This window comes from Kaistia algarum (assembly GCF_026343945.1).
GTDB lineage: Bacteria > Pseudomonadota > Alphaproteobacteria > Rhizobiales > Kaistiaceae > Kaistia > Kaistia algarum.
In genome coordinates this window covers 901,770-916,112 of sequence record NZ_JAPKNJ010000002.1, presented here as the reverse complement: position 1 = coordinate 916,112, position 14,343 = coordinate 901,770, and the positions used below count along the sequence as shown (strand labels likewise).

The following is a 14,343-nucleotide window of genomic DNA, read 5'->3' as shown; positions in this document are numbered from 1 at the left end:
GAGACAAGGATCATGATGGGGATGCCGATCACGATCGAGGTGGTCGGCGCGGCGGATCGCGGCGTCCTCGACGATGCCTTCGCCTATTTCGATGAAGTCGACCGGCGCTTCAGCACCTACAAAGCCGACAGCGAAATCGAGGCGATCAATCGCGGCTATCTCCCACCAAGCGATTACAGCGCCGAGATGCGCGAGGTGCTGGAGCTCGGCGAACGGACACGGATCGAGAGCGACGGCTTTTTCGACATCCGCACGCCGAACGGGGCGCTCGATCCCTCCGGCATCGTCAAGGGCTGGGCGATCCGCAACGCGGCGCGCCGGATCGCGGCCACAGGCGCGGCTGATTTCTTTGTCGATGCCGGCGGCGACATCCAGTCCTGCGGGCGGAATGCGTCGGGAGACGCGTGGAGCGTCGGTATCCGCAATCCGTTCAGCGCCGACGAGATCATCAAGGTCGTGCAACCGCGCGGGCAGGGTATCGCGACCTCGGGCTCCTATGTCCGCGGCCATCATATCCGCAACCCGCACGATCCGGCCGATCCGCTGGCCGAGATCGTCAGCCTGACCGTGATCGGGCCCGACGTGCTGGAGGCCGATCGCTTCGCGACGGCTGCCTTCGCCATGGGCAGGGACGGCATCTATTTCATCGAAGCACGCTCCGGCCTGGAGGGTTATCTCGTCGATCGCTCCGGCAGGGCGATACTCACGACCGGCTTTGGAGACTATTGCGCATCATGACCCGCTGGATCGATCGTTTCCTCGACCCCATCACCATGTACCGGCTGGTGCTCTATTATCTGGTCGCCATGCTGGCGGCGGCCTTCATGCTCGGCTTCTTCAAGATCGTGCCGCATGATCCGACCGCGATCGCTTTTTCGGCCGTTCTCATCACCGCCGTCTGCTGGATCTCGAACGAGATCTTCGCCCGGGTCTTCAAGGTACCGGCCAATAGCGAGTCGATCTACATCACGGCTTTGATCCTGATGCTGATTCTCAATCCTGTGACGGCCGCGGACGCCAAGGGCGTCGGCGTGCTGATCGCAGCCTCGGTCTGGGCGATGGCGTCGAAATATATCTTCGCCGTTCGTGGCCAGCATCTGTTCAATCCGGCGGCGGTCGCCGTCGCGCTCACGGCGCTGCTGCTCGATCATCCGGCTAGCTGGTGGGTCGGCGGCAACCTGCCGCTGCTCCCCGTTGTGCTAATCGGCGGGCTGCTGGTTGTGCGCAAACTGCGCCGGTTCGATCTCGTGGCGGTTTTCATGCTCACGGCGGTGGCGACCTCGCTGGCGACGGCGGCGCCCGCCGACTATGGTATGGTGCTGAGCGAGGCGCTGAAGTCTTCGCCGATACTGTTCTTCGCCTTCGTCATGCTGACGGAGCCGCTGACGGCGCCGACCCGGCCGTTGCCGCGTCTTGTCTTTGCCGCGCTGGTCGGCTTCCTGTTCGCGCCGAACGTCCATATCGGCTCGTTCTATTTCACGCCCGAACTGGCGCTGCTGGTCGGCAATCTCTTCGCCTATGCGGCAGGTCCGCGCGGCCGTTTCGTGCTGACGCTGGAGCGCATCGAACGCTCGGCCGCCGACAGCTATGATTTCATCTTCCGCTCGCCGAGGAGGCTCGCCTTCCAGGCCGGGCAATATCTCGAATGGACGCTCGGTCTCGACCATCCCGACAACCGTGGCAATCGCCGCTATTTCACGGTGGCCTCGGCGCCCGGCGAAAGTTCCGTCCGGCTGGGGGTCAAGTTCTATCGCCAGTCGAGCGCGTTCAAGCGGGCATTGGCCTTGATGTCCCCGGGCGATACCATCCACGCTGCCCAGGTCGCCGGCAATTTCACCCTGCCGGCCGATCCACGCGCGAAGCTTGCCTTCATCGCCGGTGGCATCGGCATAACGCCGTTCCGTTCCATGCTGCGCGAGCTGATCGACCGGGACGAGGCGCGCTCGATCACGGTGCTCTATGGCGTCGGCCAGCCGGACCATATCGCCTATCGCGATGTGCTCGACGAGGCCCAGGCAAGGCTCGGGATTTCGACCGTCTACGCCGTGGCGCGCGGCGCCGAGCCCGGCCAATATCCGGGGCGGATCGACGAGCAACTGATCCGCGAGGCGATTCCGGACTATCGAGAGCGGATCTTCTACATCTCGGGATCGCAGGCGATGGTGCAATCGGTGCGCAAGGCGCTGATCGGCATGGGCATCCACCGGATGCGGATCAAGACGGACTTCTTCCCCGGTTTGGCGTGAGGGAACAGGTCTCAGCTGTGGCGGGGCAGGACGATGCTCACCTTCAGCCCCGGCGTGGCATCGCCCATCGTCAGCCTCCCGCCATAGGCACCGACGATGTCGGAAACGATGGCAAGGCCCAGTCCCGTCCCGCTGCTCTCGTCGAGGCGGACCCCGCGCAGCAGCACGTCTTCCTTGTCCTTGTCGGCGATGCCCGGCCCATCATCAGCGATCTCAATCCGGACGCCCTCGGTCGTAAGAGTCGCCACGATGCGGATCGAGGTGGCGGCGAAGCGGGCCGCGTTCTCGATCAGATTGCCGAGAATCTCGGAGAGATCGCCCTCGTCGATCGGCGCCATCAGATCGCCCGCAGCATCGATATCGAAGGTCAGCCGCTCGCCGCCAGGCATGCGCTCCACCACGGCGACGACGCGGCCGGCGACATCGGCGAAGCGGCACTGAGCGGGGCCGGAATCGCCCGGTGCGATGCGGGCGCGGGCCAGCTCGCGCTCGACATGGCGGCGGATCGCGGCGGTGCTCTTGCCGATCTCGTCGGCCAACTCGCTCTCGCCCTTGGCGCGCAGCGCGCGGATATCGGCGGCGAGCACCTGAAGCGGCGTCTTGAGGCCATGGGCAAGGTCGGTGGCGCGCGTGCGGGCTCTGGCAAGCGCCTTATCCTGCGCCTCCAGCAGGCGGTTGATCTCGTCGGCAAGTGGCGTCACCTCGCTGGGCACGGCGACGTCGAGGCGCGTTTTCCGCCGGGCGACGACATCGTGCACGGCGCCGCGCAGCGCCTGGAGCGGCGCGAGGCCGACCGAGATCTGAACGAAGATCGCCGCGATCAGCACGCCGCCGAGCAAAGCGAGTTCCGGCGTCAGCTCGCGCACATATTCGGAGACCGCCAGCGTGACAGCGCCATGGTCCTCGGCCACCACGGCGTGAAAACTGCGTCCGCCCGCATCGGTGATGGTGCGCTCCACGGCGATCAGTTGTGCGCCCTCCGGGCCGGCGGCTTCATGGACATGCAGCGCGCCATCGCCTGGCTCGGCCGGTGGCAAGTCGAGCGCCTGATCCCAGAGCGAGCGCGAGCGGACCAGCATGCCGTTTGTGCCGTCGCGGACCTGCCAGTAGTAGCCGGAGAGCGGCGACTGGAAGCGCGGATCCGTCAGGACTGGGGCCACGACGATGCGGGTATCGGGCCCGAACTGCGTCGCGCCGATCAGCTGGTTTAAATCGACGGTGAGTTCGCTTACCACCCGTCTCTCGACATGCCGCTCGAACAGCATCCTCAGGCCGATTCCGGCAATGGCGAGCGCGATGAGCACCGAGATGGCGGCCGCCGACCAGAGGCGGAAGCGGATCGAGCCGCTCTTCATGCCGCCGGCTCCGGTATGAGATAGCCGAAGCCGCGGCGGGTCTCGATCACGTCGCTGCCGAGCTTGCGGCGAAGTCTGGCGACGATGACCTCGATCGCATTGGGATCGCGGTCATGGCCGGAATCATACAGATGTTCGGCCAGCTCCGTCGGTGGAACGACGCGGCCGGCCTGATGCATCAAATAGGCGAGCAGGCGATATTCAAGCGGCGAAAGCGCCATCGGGACGCCGCGCAGCGAAAAGCGCATCTGCCGCGTATCGAGGGAAAGCTCGCCGGCGCGCAGCACCGGCGCCGGCTGGCCCGCGGCCCGCCGCAGCAACGCGCGGAGGCGCGCGATCAATTCCTCCATCTCGAACGGCTTCGGCAGATAGTCATCGGCGCCGGCATTGATGCCCTCGACCCGCTCGGTCCAGACGCCGCGCGCCGTGAGCACCAGCACCGGAAAGCGCCGGCCGCTGGCGCGCCAGCGCCGCAGGACGGTCAGTCCGTCGAGCTTCGGGAGGCCGAGATCAAGGACCACCGCGTCATAGGTTTCGACGTCGCCCTGGAACCAGGCATCCTCGCCATCGGTCGCGATATCGACCGCCATGCCGGAAGCCTTGAGCGCGGCGGCGATGTCGTCCGCGATGCGGCGTTCGTCCTCGACGACCAGTATCCTCATCAATCTCGCCCCTGGTCGTGGAAGATCGTGCCCGCACCCGCATCGACCTCGACGAGGCTGCGCTTTCCGTCAGCTGCGACGATCTGGATTCGATACACCCATTTGTCATGGGCGCGGACGAGATCGACGGCAACGATGTCGCCGGGAACTTGCTGCCTCAAATCGCTGAGGATCTGTGAGAGCGCCCGGATTTCGCCGCCCTCGTGCAGATCGCGCGCCACGTCGTGGTCATCATCTCCGTCGCTGTCCTGGCTTCCGGCCTGGACGGCAAGCGGCATGGCGAGCGCCAGAACACCCAGCCCCATCACGACCGCGCGTCTCAGGCTCATTCCCATCGCTCGTTCCTGCCACGCGCAAGCTGTCAACTGGCTGACAATCCCGGTCAGCCGGCCGCAAGCCGCCTTCGCCTAGCGTGGATCGTCGCACCCCAACTCCGGGTGCCTTTCCAAGGATATCAGAACCATGCGCAAATCACTGCTCTGGCTGGCCGCCATCGTTCCGCTGGTCTTCGGCGGGCTCGCTCTGCCGGCGATCGCAGCCTCCATCGGCACCACCGCGCCGGCCGATCCCTTGGCGATCGATCTCGACGCGATCCCGGTACAGCCGGTTGCCGGTCCGCTTGCCGTGCAGGGCGTTGCCGGCGATGACGATGATGATGGGCACGCCGGCGCCCGGTCGGCGGAGCATCGGAAGCATGGCGAGATCGAGGCCGATGACGAGGCCGGATCGCACGACAGTGCCGATCAGGACGACTAGCGGCGCATTCGGCAGGCAGCTCACGACCTCGCCCTGAAGGCCGTGAGCGCGTGCGGGATAGCGAAGCCTATGTCGCGAGCTGGTCGATGCGCGGCGCGCGGGCGAGTTCCCGCGCGAGTTCCGCCTTGTCGAAGGCGACGCAATAGGCCGGTGTGCCACGCTCGAAGCGCCAGCCCTCGGATAGACCGCCGGCATCGACCGTGTCGAAGCCGAAGGCATCGTAGAGGGCTGCGGCAATCGCCTTGCCCTCGGCGTCGTCGCCGGCTAGCGGCAGCGCGCGCCGGCCGGGCGAACCGGCAGGGCGGCCATCCTTTTCCAGATCGCCCATGGTGATGGCATTGAACGCCTTCACGATGCGCGAGGCCGGCAGGTGGCGGGCGAGCAATTCGCTGGTCGTGGCCTCGTTGCTGTCCAGCTCGGCGATGCGGCCATCGCGGTCCGGATAGTAATTGTTGGCATCGAGCACCACCTTGCCGGCGAGCGGCGTCGCCGGAACCGTACGATAGGCGGCAAGCGGAATGGCGATCACCACGATGTCGCCGAACGCCGCCGCCTCTTCCACCGTCCCGACCTCGGTACCGATGCCGTAGCGCTGGGTGAACAAAGTCTGCGGCCCGCGCGAATTGCTGAGCATGACCGTATGGCCGGCCTCCGTTGCCAGTTTGGCGATGGCGCGCCCGACGAAGCCCGCACCGATGATTCCGATTTTCATGTCTCGTCTCCAGATTATTGTCGTCGAGGGAGGGTTTAATTCGTCATGATTTGGCGATAAATTCTCATGGAGACCGCATACTCCCAACCAAAAGGAGGTAATCATCGACCGGCTCGCCAGCATGGGCGTCTTCGTGAAGGCGGCCGATCTCGGTTCTTTCGCCGCCGCCGCGGAAGCGTTGCGGATCTCGCCGCAGATGGTCGCCAAGCATGTCGTGTTTCTCGAGGACCGCCTCGGCACGGCCCTGCTCAACCGCACGACGCGCCGCCAGAGCCTGACCGATGTTGGCCGCGCCTATTATGATCGCTGCAAGTCGATCCTCATGGATGCTGAGGCCGCGGAACAACTGGCGCAGGAGATGCGCACCCGGCCGAAGGGCGTTATCCGCGTCAACGCGCCCGTCACCTTCGGCGCCTTCAGCTTGGCGCCATTCCTGACGCGCTATCTGGCCCGCTATCCGGACATGCAGGTCGACCTTACGCTGAACGACCGCTTCGTCGATCCGCTTGAAGATGGGTTCGAGGTTCTGGTGCGGATTGGAGAGTTCGAGGATGCGTCGCTGATCGCCCACAGACTGGCGCCCTATCGGCTGATCGCCTGCGCCTCACCGGCCTATCTGGCGGAGCGCGGCACGCCGCAAACGCCGGGCGATCTCGAGGCGCATGACTGCCTCGCCTATGCCTATTGGTCGCCGTCGCTGCCGTGCCGCTGGCGATTCAGCCGCGACGGCAGGGAGGAGGAGGTGAAGGCGACGGGTCGTTTCCGCAGTAATGATTGGAGAACGCTGCTCCACGCGGCGACCGAGGGCTTCGGCATCACCCTCGGCCCGGAAAGCGTGCTCTCAGCCGAATTGGCGGCGGGACGGCTGGTGCGCGTGTTGTCCGAGTATGAAGGCCCGGCCCGGCCGATGCATGTCATCTATCCGGCGAGCCGGCGCCCGACGGTCAAGCTGCGCAGTTTCGTCGAGGCCGTGGTCGAGGCATTCGGCCCGAAATAGGGAGATCTGCCGGCCTGCGGGCCATCGCTCACGCTGCCTTGAGAGCGCTGACGAGCGTGTCGACATCGCCGAACAAGGCGCCAGCCTGAACAGGCCGCCGGCGGGGGTCGTCGCCGATCAGCAGCGCCGGTACGCCGTTGATGCCGAAGCGCTGCATCGCGGCGCGCGTGGTCTCGACGCGTTGGCGATTGGCTGCTTTCAGCGTCTCGTCGGGCAGCCGGATGACATCGGCGGCGGCGCCAAGGCCGATACTCTCCAGTACCTCGGCCAGGACGGCAGGGTCCGTAATGTCGCGGCCCTCGACGTAACGCGCCGCCTGGATCGCCTTCAGGGCAGCGCGCTCCTGCGCCGGATCGGTCTGGTGCACCGCCGTCAACGCTAGCGTCGCCGGGCCCGAATCGAGCCGGCGTCCATGGCCGCCGAGCACGTTCTGGCGATAAGCCTCGCTGAAGGGCTGGCCCGTCATCTGCGAGATGCGTTGGTCATGGCCCCAGGCGAAAGCGGCGAAATTCTCGTCCATCGGCCGCGCGCCGGAGCCGGAAAAAAGACCCGACGGCGCCAGCTCGACCGTGAATCCAGGCTGCTCCGCCAGGCGCTGCAACGCCGCCGTGGCGCCATAGCACCAGCCGCAGAGCGGATCGAAGAGATAGAGGAGGGTGGTCATTGATCAGGGCATCCGGCGTCTATTTGCGCCGCAACATGGCATGGGGAGCAGGACGGCGGAAGGCGGACTTGATGTTGGTGAGCTGATCTTCAAAGGGGTGTTGCCAGATCGTATAACGCTCCCGTCGCGACCAGCGTTTGGACCAGAGCAGCTTTCCGTGCCGATCAACACCATCCAATTGAGCAAATATCTGAGCTTCGTGCTGCGTCACAAGCCCGACTCCATCGGGCTGATCCTGTCGGCGGACGGTTGGGCTGATATTGACGAACTCATTGCAAAGAGCTGGGAGACGGGAACGTCGTTCGATCGAGACGAACTGCGTCAGGTCGTCGAGACCAGCGACAAGAAGCGTTTCTCGATCTCGGCAGACGGATTGAAGATACGAGCGGCGCAAGGCCATTCCGTCCCTGTCGAGCTCGGTCTAGCGCCGAAGGAGCCGCCGGAAACCCTGTTTCACGGCACGGCAACGCGATTCCTTGATTCCATCCTCTCCGAAGGCCTGAAGCCTCAGTCACGCCAGCAGGTCCACCTCTCGGCCGAGGAGACGACGGCCACAAAGGTCGGCCAGCGCCACGGCAAACCCGTCGTCCTCGTGATTGCAGCACGGCGCATGTACGAGGCCGGCTTTCGATTCTATCTCGCCGACAATGGCGTCTGGCTGACCGACAACGTACCGCCGGGTTTCCTGACCCCGCCGCCGTCTACTCTTTGACCCCCAGCGCCTTCAGCATCGTCGCGGTCAGTTTCTGCCGGACGTCGAAATAGCCCTTCCAGCCGTCCGTATCCTGCTGCTCATGGTTCGCGATCGTCACGGCATTCGCCGCCTTGAAGCCGGGAAGGGCGTCCCAGGCAACCGGCCAGGCGACCGGCGCTCCGGCGCGGGCGCGGGGCGAGAAGGGGGCGATGGCAGTCGAGCCGCGTTCGTTGCGGAAATGGTCGATGAAGATCTTGCCCTTGCGCCGGGCCTTGCTCATCGTCGCGACATAGCGGTTCGGCTCATTGGTGGCAAAGTGCTCGGCCAGCGCGCGGGCGAAGCCCTTCACTGCCGGCCATTCCATTTCGGGCAGGATCGGCACGACGACATGGATGCCCTTGCCGCCGGTGAGCAATGGAAAGCTCTTGAGGCCCAGCGCGTCCAGCGCCTCGCGCATCGTCACCGCCGCTTGTCTCACCTCCTCGAAGGCGACGCTCTCGTCGGGATCGAAATCGAAGACGATGCGGTCGGGCTGCTCGATTGTGTCGATGTGCGAGCCCCAGATATGGAGCTCCAGTCCGCCGATCTGCGCCGCCGAGACGAGGCCGTCGACCGTGTCGACATAGAGATAATCCTCCTTGCCGCCATCCTTCTCGGAAACCGGGATTTCGTGAAATGCCTCCGGCATGCCGCGCGAGGCGTGCTTCTGGAAGAAGCAGGCCTTCTCGGCCCCGTCGGGGCAGCGCACCAGGCTCAATATGCGCCGCTCGACATGCGGCAGCATCTTCGGACCCACAGCCTGGAGATAGGCGGCGAGATCGGCCTTGGTGATGTTCTCGTCCGGATAGAGCACGCGCTCGGGATGGGTGAGGCGGACATTCATCGGCGGCGTCTCCCGCTCCTCGGTCTTGTCCTTCGTCGCGATCTTGGCCGGCTTTTCGATGACGATCTTGTCGGCGGCCTTGTCGGATCGCAGCGCCAGGAAACGACCCTGTCTTACCAGATTGTCGCGCGTCCAGCCGGCAAAGGCGATCTCGGCTACGAGTTCAGGCTTCAGCCATCGCGCATCGCGGGCGATCTCGCGCGGCACCTCGCCGACGAAGGGCGAGGTCTTGCGCTGAAGCTTGGCGAAACTGGCCTCCAGCCGATCCAGTTCGGCGCCGGAAAGGCCGCTGCCGACGCGCCCGGCATAGCGCAGCCCATCCTTCTCCTGCACGCCGAGCAATAGCGAGGCGAAAGGCCGGCCACGCGTTGAAGGCGAGGTACCGGCGATGACGAATTCCTGTTGGTGGCCGCATTTGATCTTCAGCCAGTCCCGCCGCCCCGGCCGGTAGGGGGCATCGGCGCGCTTGGCGATGATGCCTTCGAATCCCTTCTCGCAGAGCGAGCCGAGCATGGCGGCGCCATCGCCTTCGACATGGTCGCTGAAGAAGACGCGATCCTGCTTCGGCGCCGCTTTCAGCAGCGCCGCCAGCCGGGCCTTGCGCTCGGTCAGCGGGCGATCGGCGATCGATTGGCCGTTCTCGACGAGGAAGTCGAAGGCGAAGAGCACGGGCCTTCCGCCGCCTTCCTCGATCGCATTCTGCAGCGCGCCGAAATCGGAAACGCCATTATTGTCGAGAACGACGATCTCGCCGTCGATGAGAACCGAGCTCAGTCCGAGCGAACCGACGGCGCGGGCGAGCGGCGCGAAGCGGTCGGTCCAGTCGAGCCCGTTCCGCGTCGATATGCGCACAGCGTCGCCATCGGCCGCGACGATCGCCCTGTAGCCGTCGAATTTGATCTCATAGAGCCAATCGTCGCCCTTCGGCACGTCCTCAACGAGGGCGCAAAGCTGCGGCTCGACGAAATCGGGGAGGTTGGCCTTTCTCGACCGGGAAGGGATGGCCTGCGCGGCTGCGGGTTTGCCGGGCCGCTTCGTCGGCTTGCCATAGATTGCTGCATCGCCATGCTTGGCATCCTCCGTCACCTTGGCGAGGTCGCGGCCGCTGTTGACGCTGGTGACGGCATCGAGAATGTCGGCCTCGCGGTTCGCCTCGGCGTCGTCCGCCTTGATCAGCAGCCAGTTCTCGCGCTTGGCGTCGGCCCGGCTCTTGCCGCCGCGCATGCGGATGAGCGCCCATTCGCCCTTCATCCGCTCGCCATAGAGAAGGAAGGTCAGCTTGCCATCGGCCAGCCCCTCATGCGGGTCGCCGACTGGCTCCCAGTCGCCATGATCCCAGACGATGACGGTGCCGGCGCCATATTGGCCCTCCGGGATGACGCCCTCGAAGGCGGCATAGTCGACCGGGTGATCCTCCGTGCGCACGGCAAGGCGCTTCTCGGACGGGTCGAGGCTCGGTCCGCGCGTCACCGCCCAGCTCTTCAGAACCCCGTCCAGTTCGAGGCGGAAATCATAATGCAGCCGCGTCGCATCATGTTTCTGCACGACGAAGCGATGCCCCGGCGTTCCGGCGCTGTCGCCGCCCGGCTCCGAGGTCTTCGAGAAGTCGCGCTTCTGGCGGTAGACGGAGAGATCGGCTTCGTTGCGCGGGGCGGGGGCCATGGCTAGCTGGCCTTCGCCTTGCGCGCACGGGCCGGCTTCGGGCTCTCCGCTTTCGGCTCGGACGCCTTCTCATCGCCCGAAGCGGCGCGAACGCTGCGCTTGAGCGCCTCGACCAGATCGATGACCTTGGCGCCGCCGCTCGGCAGCTCCTCGTCCTCGACCTCGACGAAGCGCTCATGCTTGGCCTTCGCCTCGACCAGCGCTTTCAACGCTTCGGCATAGCGGTCGTGAAAGGCGTCGGGGTTGAAATCGGCCGTCTTGCGCGAGATCAATTCGCCAGCGAGGTCAAGCAGTTCTGGGTCAGCCTTGAATCGCTTTATCGGCTCGAAGATGCGGCTCGCATCCTTGACCTCGTCGGCGAAGCGCAGCGTCTCCAGCATCATGCCGTCGCCGCAGGGCTTCAGCGCGGCGACATAGTCGCGGTTGCGCATGACGAACTGGCCGATGCCAACCTTGCCGCTCTTGCGAAGCGCATCGCGGATCACGCCATAAGGTTCCTCGGCATCGCCGCCATCCGGCAGAAGATAATAGGGCCGCTCGAACCAGATCGGATCGATCTCACCCTCTTTCACGAACTGCACAAGGTCCAGCGTCCGCTTCGCCTCGATCTTCAGGGAATCAAGCTCCGCGTCGCTGAGCACAACATAGCGGTCGCGTCCGACCTCGACGGCCTTCTCGATATCGTCCGCATCGACCGACCCGACGCCCGGTGCCACCTTGTCATAGCGAATTCGCTTGCCGCTTGGCCCGTGGATCTGGTGCAGCGCCAGATGGGAGGAGGATTGCGTCGCCGGCACGAGGATGACGGGAACCGAGACGAGCGAGAGGCGCAGCGTGCCGGTCCAGATCGGCCGAGGACCGCCCGACGAGGACGGCTTGGCGGTCTTGTCGCTGGCGGTCTGACGCGGTCGGCTGCTGCGCGGCATGGCGAGGTCCCCTGGTGCGGAACAAGATCAACGGCGCCAAGGCTTCTGGGTTCCGCGCCGCCTCTAGCGGGCCTCGCGCTTCAGCCCCTTCTCAGCGATCTCGTCCAGATATCGCTGCCAGAGCCGGTTGTGATCGCGGCCGATCTCGGCCAGATAGATCCAGGAATAGAGGCCGGTATGGTGGCCGTCGTCGAAATGCAGCCGGACGGCGTAGTTGCCGACCGGATCGATCTTCTCGATCACCACATCGATCTTGCCGGGCACGGTCTGCCGCTGCGCCGCATTATGGCCCTGCACCTCGGCCGAAGGGCTGACGACGCGCAGGAACTCGGCGGCGAACACATGGCGGCTGCCATCATCGAAGGCGACAGTCAGCGTACGCCGATCGGGCGACAGGCGGATCTCGGTCGGCCAGGGGGCATTGTCGGACATGATGGCTCCTTGCTGCCGGCTAGCTAGGCCGATCCGGCGCCTCCGGCAAGCCCAGGGGAGCCAATGCCTTTGAAGTCGCGCCCTGATCCTCTAGATAAGGAAGGCGCGCAGCTTCCGACTCCGGAAAAGCCATGAACGAAATCACCGCGGTCCAGCCAGCAACGACGCCGATGGTCGATCCCTTCGGGCGGTCGATCCGCTATCTGCGCGTCTCCGTGACGGATCGCTGCGATTTCCGCTGCGTCTATTGCATGGCCGAGGACATGACCTTCCTGCCGAAGCGAGACGTGCTGACGCTGGAAGAACTGGACCGTCTCTGCACGGCCTTCGTCGAGAAGGGCGTCCGCAAGCTGCGCCTCACAGGCGGCGAGCCGCTGGTCCGCCGCAACATTATGAGCCTGATCCGCTCGCTGTCCCGCCATTTGGTCTCCGGTGCGCTGGAGGAATTGACGCTGACGACGAACGGCTCGCAGCTCTCGCGCTACAGCGCGGAGCTCGCGGATGCCGGGGTGAGGCGCATCAATGTCTCGCTCGACACGCTCGATCCGGACCGCTTCCGCGCTCTGACGCGCTGGGGCGATCTCTCGAAGGTGCTTGCCGGCATCGAGGCGGCGCAGGCCGCGGGGATTGCCGTCAAGATTAATGCCGTCGCGCTCAAGGGCGAGAACGAACACGAGATTGAGGATCTCATGGTCTGGGCCCATGGGCTCGGCATGGAGCTGACGCTGATCGAGACCATGCCGCTCGGCGAGATCGAGGGCGACCGGACGGAGCAATATCTGCCGCTGTCGCTGGTTCGGCGCCGTCTCGAGGAGAAGTGGACGCTCACCGGCAGCGCGCATCGCACAGGCGGCCCGGCGCGCTATTACACGGTGGAGGAAACGGGCGGCCGGCTCGGCTTCATCACGCCGCTCACCCATAATTTCTGCGAGACTTGCAACCGCGTCCGCGTAACCTGCACCGGCACGCTGTTCATGTGCCTCGGCCAGGAGGACGCGAAGGACCTGCGCGCCCCGCTGCGCGCCTCGGAAGGCAACGAACTCATCGCCGCCGCCATCGACGAGGCGATCGCGAGGAAGCCCAAGGGCCATGACTTCATCATCGACCGCGACCACCAGCGCCCGGCGCTCGGCCGCCATATGAGCATGACCGGCGGATAGGGCCGTTCTTCACCTGCCCCCTTCCGGGGTGGGGCGCGCGGTGTCACTTTCGATTTTGGGGAGAGGCCGCGCTGTCCGCACGGCCCTTTCTGCGCCGAGTCCCACGCCCTCGACCTCCACCCTGACCCTCCCCGCAAGGGGGAGGGGAAACCAACCAGCGTTTTGGAGCCGTGGAAGGGTCGAATTCTCGGTCTGCCGGTTGCATCCTGCCTGCCGATTGTTCAATCTGCCTTTGTCCTGACCATTCTGTTTTGACCCGGTCTTCCGCGGCGCCGATTCGCCGTGCGTGCCTCTGCTTTCATGTCCCCCTTCGCCGCCAATCTGCGCGGCATCATCATGATGATGATGTCGAGCTTCGTCTTCATCCTGAACGATACGCTGATCAAGCTCGCCAGTGCCCATCTGCCGACCGGGCAGATCCTGGTCATGCGCGGGCTGGTCGCGCTCGTCCTGATGGTCGTGGTGCTGCTGGCGACGGGGACCTATCGATATTGGCGCATGGCGCTCGACCGCATGGTGCTGTGGCGCACCATCGGCGAGGTCGGCGCGACGCTGCTTTATCTCTATGCGCTGTTCCACATGCCGCTCGCCAACATCTCGGCCGTCAACCAGATCGTGCCGCTGATGACAACGGCCGCCGCGGCTGTGTTCCTCGGCGAGACGGTCGGCTGGCGGCGCTGGACGGCGATCGGGGTCGGCTTCGTCGGCGTCATGATCATCATGCGACCGGGCCTGTCCGGTTTCGATGTCTATTCGCTGGCGGCGCTCGGCTCCATGGCCTTCATCTCGATGCGTGATCTGGTGACACGGCGGATGCATCCGGGGATTCCCACGCTCGTGATCACCGCCGTGACGGCAATCGGCGTCCTGGTGATGGGCGCGGGGCTGTCGTTGACCGAGACCTGGGTCGATCCATCGCGCGAGGACTGGCTGATCCTCTCGGGCGCGGCCTGCCTGCTCATGGTCGGTTATGGCTGCGTCATCCTCGCCATGCGCCATGGCGCCGTCGCCGTGGTCGCGCCGTTCCGCTATTCGGTGATCATCTTCGCGATCGCGCTCGGCTATCTCGTCTTCGGCGACATTCCGGACCGCTACATGCTCATCGGCACGGCGATCGTGGTGGCGACTGGCGTCTACTCCTTCCGCCGCGAACAGAAGCTCGCGGCGCGCGCCGCCGCCGCGTCCGCCTGAGGC

Annotated in this window: 15 protein-coding genes; 7 read left to right on the top strand and 8 right to left on the bottom strand. The window is 65.4% G+C overall.

Translation table 11 applies throughout. The features are described from left to right. Nucleotides 1-12: 12 nt before the first annotated feature. Together OSH05_RS17515 and OSH05_RS17510 are read left to right on the top strand one after the other, a co-directional pair. Complete coding sequence (locus OSH05_RS17515) at nucleotides 13-738, top strand: FAD:protein FMN transferase (RefSeq protein WP_266352682.1); 726 nt, start codon at nucleotides 13-15, stop codon at nucleotides 736-738. After that, complete coding sequence (locus tag OSH05_RS17510) at nucleotides 735-2,246, top strand: RnfABCDGE type electron transport complex subunit D (protein ID WP_104220997.1); 1,512 nt, start codon at nucleotides 735-737, stop codon at nucleotides 2,244-2,246. Before OSH05_RS17515 ends, OSH05_RS17510 begins: the two co-directional genes overlap by 4 nt. 11 nt (nucleotides 2,247-2,257) lie before the next feature. On the opposite strand, the gene OSH05_RS17505 is transcribed toward OSH05_RS17510, so the two are convergent. From OSH05_RS17505 to OSH05_RS17495, 3 genes are read right to left on the bottom strand one after another with little or no spacing between them, the layout of a single operon-like run. Then, nucleotides 2,258-3,601, bottom strand: coding sequence for a sensor histidine kinase (locus tag OSH05_RS17505; protein WP_104220998.1), 1,344 nt, complete (start codon nucleotides 3,599-3,601; stop codon nucleotides 2,258-2,260). Next, nucleotides 3,598-4,263 carry a response regulator transcription factor gene (locus tag OSH05_RS17500; protein ID WP_104220999.1) on the bottom strand — a complete coding sequence of 222 codons (666 nt, stop codon included), beginning with the start codon at nucleotides 4,261-4,263 and terminating at the stop codon, nucleotides 3,598-3,600. The genes OSH05_RS17505 and OSH05_RS17500 overlap by 4 nt, the downstream gene beginning before the upstream one ends. Next, nucleotides 4,263-4,592: a PepSY domain-containing protein gene (locus OSH05_RS17495; protein ID WP_266352679.1), complete on the bottom strand. Its 330-nt coding sequence runs from the start codon at nucleotides 4,590-4,592 to the stop codon at nucleotides 4,263-4,265. The genes OSH05_RS17500 and OSH05_RS17495 overlap by 1 nt, the downstream gene beginning before the upstream one ends. A gap of 133 nt (nucleotides 4,593-4,725) precedes the next feature. On the opposite strand from OSH05_RS17495, the gene OSH05_RS17490 reads away from it, so the two are divergent. Further along, nucleotides 4,726-5,019: a hypothetical protein gene (locus OSH05_RS17490; protein ID WP_104221001.1), complete on the top strand. Its 294-nt coding sequence runs from the start codon at nucleotides 4,726-4,728 to the stop codon at nucleotides 5,017-5,019. Nucleotides 5,020-5,086: 67 nt separating this feature from the next. Here OSH05_RS17490 and OSH05_RS17485 read toward each other — a convergent pair whose 3' ends face one another. After that, nucleotides 5,087-5,836 carry an NADPH-dependent F420 reductase gene (locus OSH05_RS17485; protein ID WP_266352678.1) on the bottom strand — a complete coding sequence of 250 codons (750 nt, stop codon included), beginning with the start codon at nucleotides 5,834-5,836 and terminating at the stop codon, nucleotides 5,087-5,089. Between the two features lie 16 nt (nucleotides 5,837-5,852). On the opposite strand from OSH05_RS17485, the gene OSH05_RS17480 reads away from it, so the two are divergent. Then, a complete protein-coding gene (locus OSH05_RS17480; RefSeq protein WP_266352677.1) occupies nucleotides 5,853-6,728 on the top strand; it encodes a LysR family transcriptional regulator in 876 nt (291 codons plus the stop codon). A gap of 28 nt (nucleotides 6,729-6,756) precedes the next feature. On the opposite strand, the gene OSH05_RS17475 is transcribed toward OSH05_RS17480, so the two are convergent. Further along, nucleotides 6,757-7,392: a DsbA family protein gene (locus OSH05_RS17475; protein ID WP_104221004.1), complete on the bottom strand. Its 636-nt coding sequence runs from the start codon at nucleotides 7,390-7,392 to the stop codon at nucleotides 6,757-6,759. Nucleotides 7,393-7,549: 157 nt separating this feature from the next. On the opposite strand from OSH05_RS17475, the gene OSH05_RS17470 reads away from it, so the two are divergent. After that, nucleotides 7,550-8,104 carry an RNA 2'-phosphotransferase gene (locus OSH05_RS17470; RefSeq protein WP_266352754.1) on the top strand — a complete coding sequence of 185 codons (555 nt, stop codon included), beginning with the start codon at nucleotides 7,550-7,552 and terminating at the stop codon, nucleotides 8,102-8,104. Here the strand turns inward: OSH05_RS17470 and ligD are convergent. The 3 genes from ligD to OSH05_RS17455 all read right to left on the bottom strand — a co-directional run bounded on the left by ligD (nucleotide 8,094) and on the right by OSH05_RS17455 (nucleotide 11,989). Then, nucleotides 8,094-10,631, bottom strand: a complete 2,538-nt coding sequence (gene ligD / locus OSH05_RS17465; RefSeq protein ID WP_104221006.1) for a DNA ligase D — start codon at nucleotides 10,629-10,631, stop codon at nucleotides 8,094-8,096. The genes OSH05_RS17470 and ligD overlap by 11 nt on opposite strands. A 2-nt stretch (nucleotides 10,632-10,633) precedes the next feature. Continuing rightward, nucleotides 10,634-11,557 carry a non-homologous end joining protein Ku gene (gene ku / locus OSH05_RS17460; protein WP_104221007.1) on the bottom strand — a complete coding sequence of 308 codons (924 nt, stop codon included), beginning with the start codon at nucleotides 11,555-11,557 and terminating at the stop codon, nucleotides 10,634-10,636. A gap of 63 nt (nucleotides 11,558-11,620) precedes the next feature. Beyond that, entirely contained in the window at nucleotides 11,621-11,989 is a 369-nt protein-coding gene (locus tag OSH05_RS17455) for a gamma-butyrobetaine hydroxylase-like domain-containing protein (RefSeq protein ID WP_104221008.1), read from the bottom strand. A gap of 131 nt (nucleotides 11,990-12,120) precedes the next feature. On the opposite strand from OSH05_RS17455, the gene moaA reads away from it, so the two are divergent. Together moaA and OSH05_RS17445 are read left to right on the top strand one after the other, a co-directional pair. Next, complete coding sequence (gene moaA / locus OSH05_RS17450) at nucleotides 12,121-13,149, top strand: GTP 3',8-cyclase MoaA (protein WP_104221009.1); 1,029 nt, start codon at nucleotides 12,121-12,123, stop codon at nucleotides 13,147-13,149. A 282-nt stretch (nucleotides 13,150-13,431) separates the two neighbouring features. Beyond that, a complete protein-coding gene (locus tag OSH05_RS17445) occupies nucleotides 13,432-14,340 on the top strand; it encodes a DMT family transporter (RefSeq protein ID WP_266352676.1) in 909 nt (302 codons plus the stop codon). Nucleotides 14,341-14,343: the final 3 nt, after the last annotated feature.

Excerpts from the sequence above, each read along its gene's own strand:
- OSH05_RS17515 (WP_266352682.1), top strand. The coding sequence starts at position 13 with ATGATGGGGATGCCGATCACGATCGAGGTGGTCGGCGCGGCGGATCGC.
- OSH05_RS17510 (WP_104220997.1), top strand. The coding sequence starts at position 735 with ATGACCCGCTGGATCGATCGTTTCCTCGACCCCATCACCATGTACCGG.
- OSH05_RS17505 (WP_104220998.1), bottom strand. The coding sequence starts at position 3,601 with ATGAAGAGCGGCTCGATCCGCTTCCGCCTCTGGTCGGCGGCCGCCATC.
- OSH05_RS17500 (WP_104220999.1), bottom strand. The coding sequence starts at position 4,263 with ATGAGGATACTGGTCGTCGAGGACGAACGCCGCATCGCGGACGACATC.
- OSH05_RS17495 (WP_266352679.1), bottom strand. The coding sequence starts at position 4,592 with ATGAGCCTGAGACGCGCGGTCGTGATGGGGCTGGGTGTTCTGGCGCTC.
- OSH05_RS17490 (WP_104221001.1), top strand. The coding sequence starts at position 4,726 with ATGCGCAAATCACTGCTCTGGCTGGCCGCCATCGTTCCGCTGGTCTTC.
- OSH05_RS17485 (WP_266352678.1), bottom strand. The coding sequence starts at position 5,836 with ATGATTACCTCCTTTTGGTTGGGAGTATGCGGTCTCCATGAGAATTTA.
- OSH05_RS17480 (WP_266352677.1), top strand. The coding sequence starts at position 5,853 with ATGGGCGTCTTCGTGAAGGCGGCCGATCTCGGTTCTTTCGCCGCCGCC.
- OSH05_RS17475 (WP_104221004.1), bottom strand. The coding sequence starts at position 7,392 with ATGACCACCCTCCTCTATCTCTTCGATCCGCTCTGCGGCTGGTGCTAT.
- ligD (WP_104221006.1), bottom strand. The coding sequence starts at position 10,631 with ATGGCCCCCGCCCCGCGCAACGAAGCCGATCTCTCCGTCTACCGCCAG.
- ku (WP_104221007.1), bottom strand. The coding sequence starts at position 11,557 with ATGCCGCGCAGCAGCCGACCGCGTCAGACCGCCAGCGACAAGACCGCC.
- OSH05_RS17455 (WP_104221008.1), bottom strand. The coding sequence starts at position 11,989 with ATGTCCGACAATGCCCCCTGGCCGACCGAGATCCGCCTGTCGCCCGAT.
- moaA (WP_104221009.1), top strand. The coding sequence starts at position 12,121 with ATGAACGAAATCACCGCGGTCCAGCCAGCAACGACGCCGATGGTCGAT.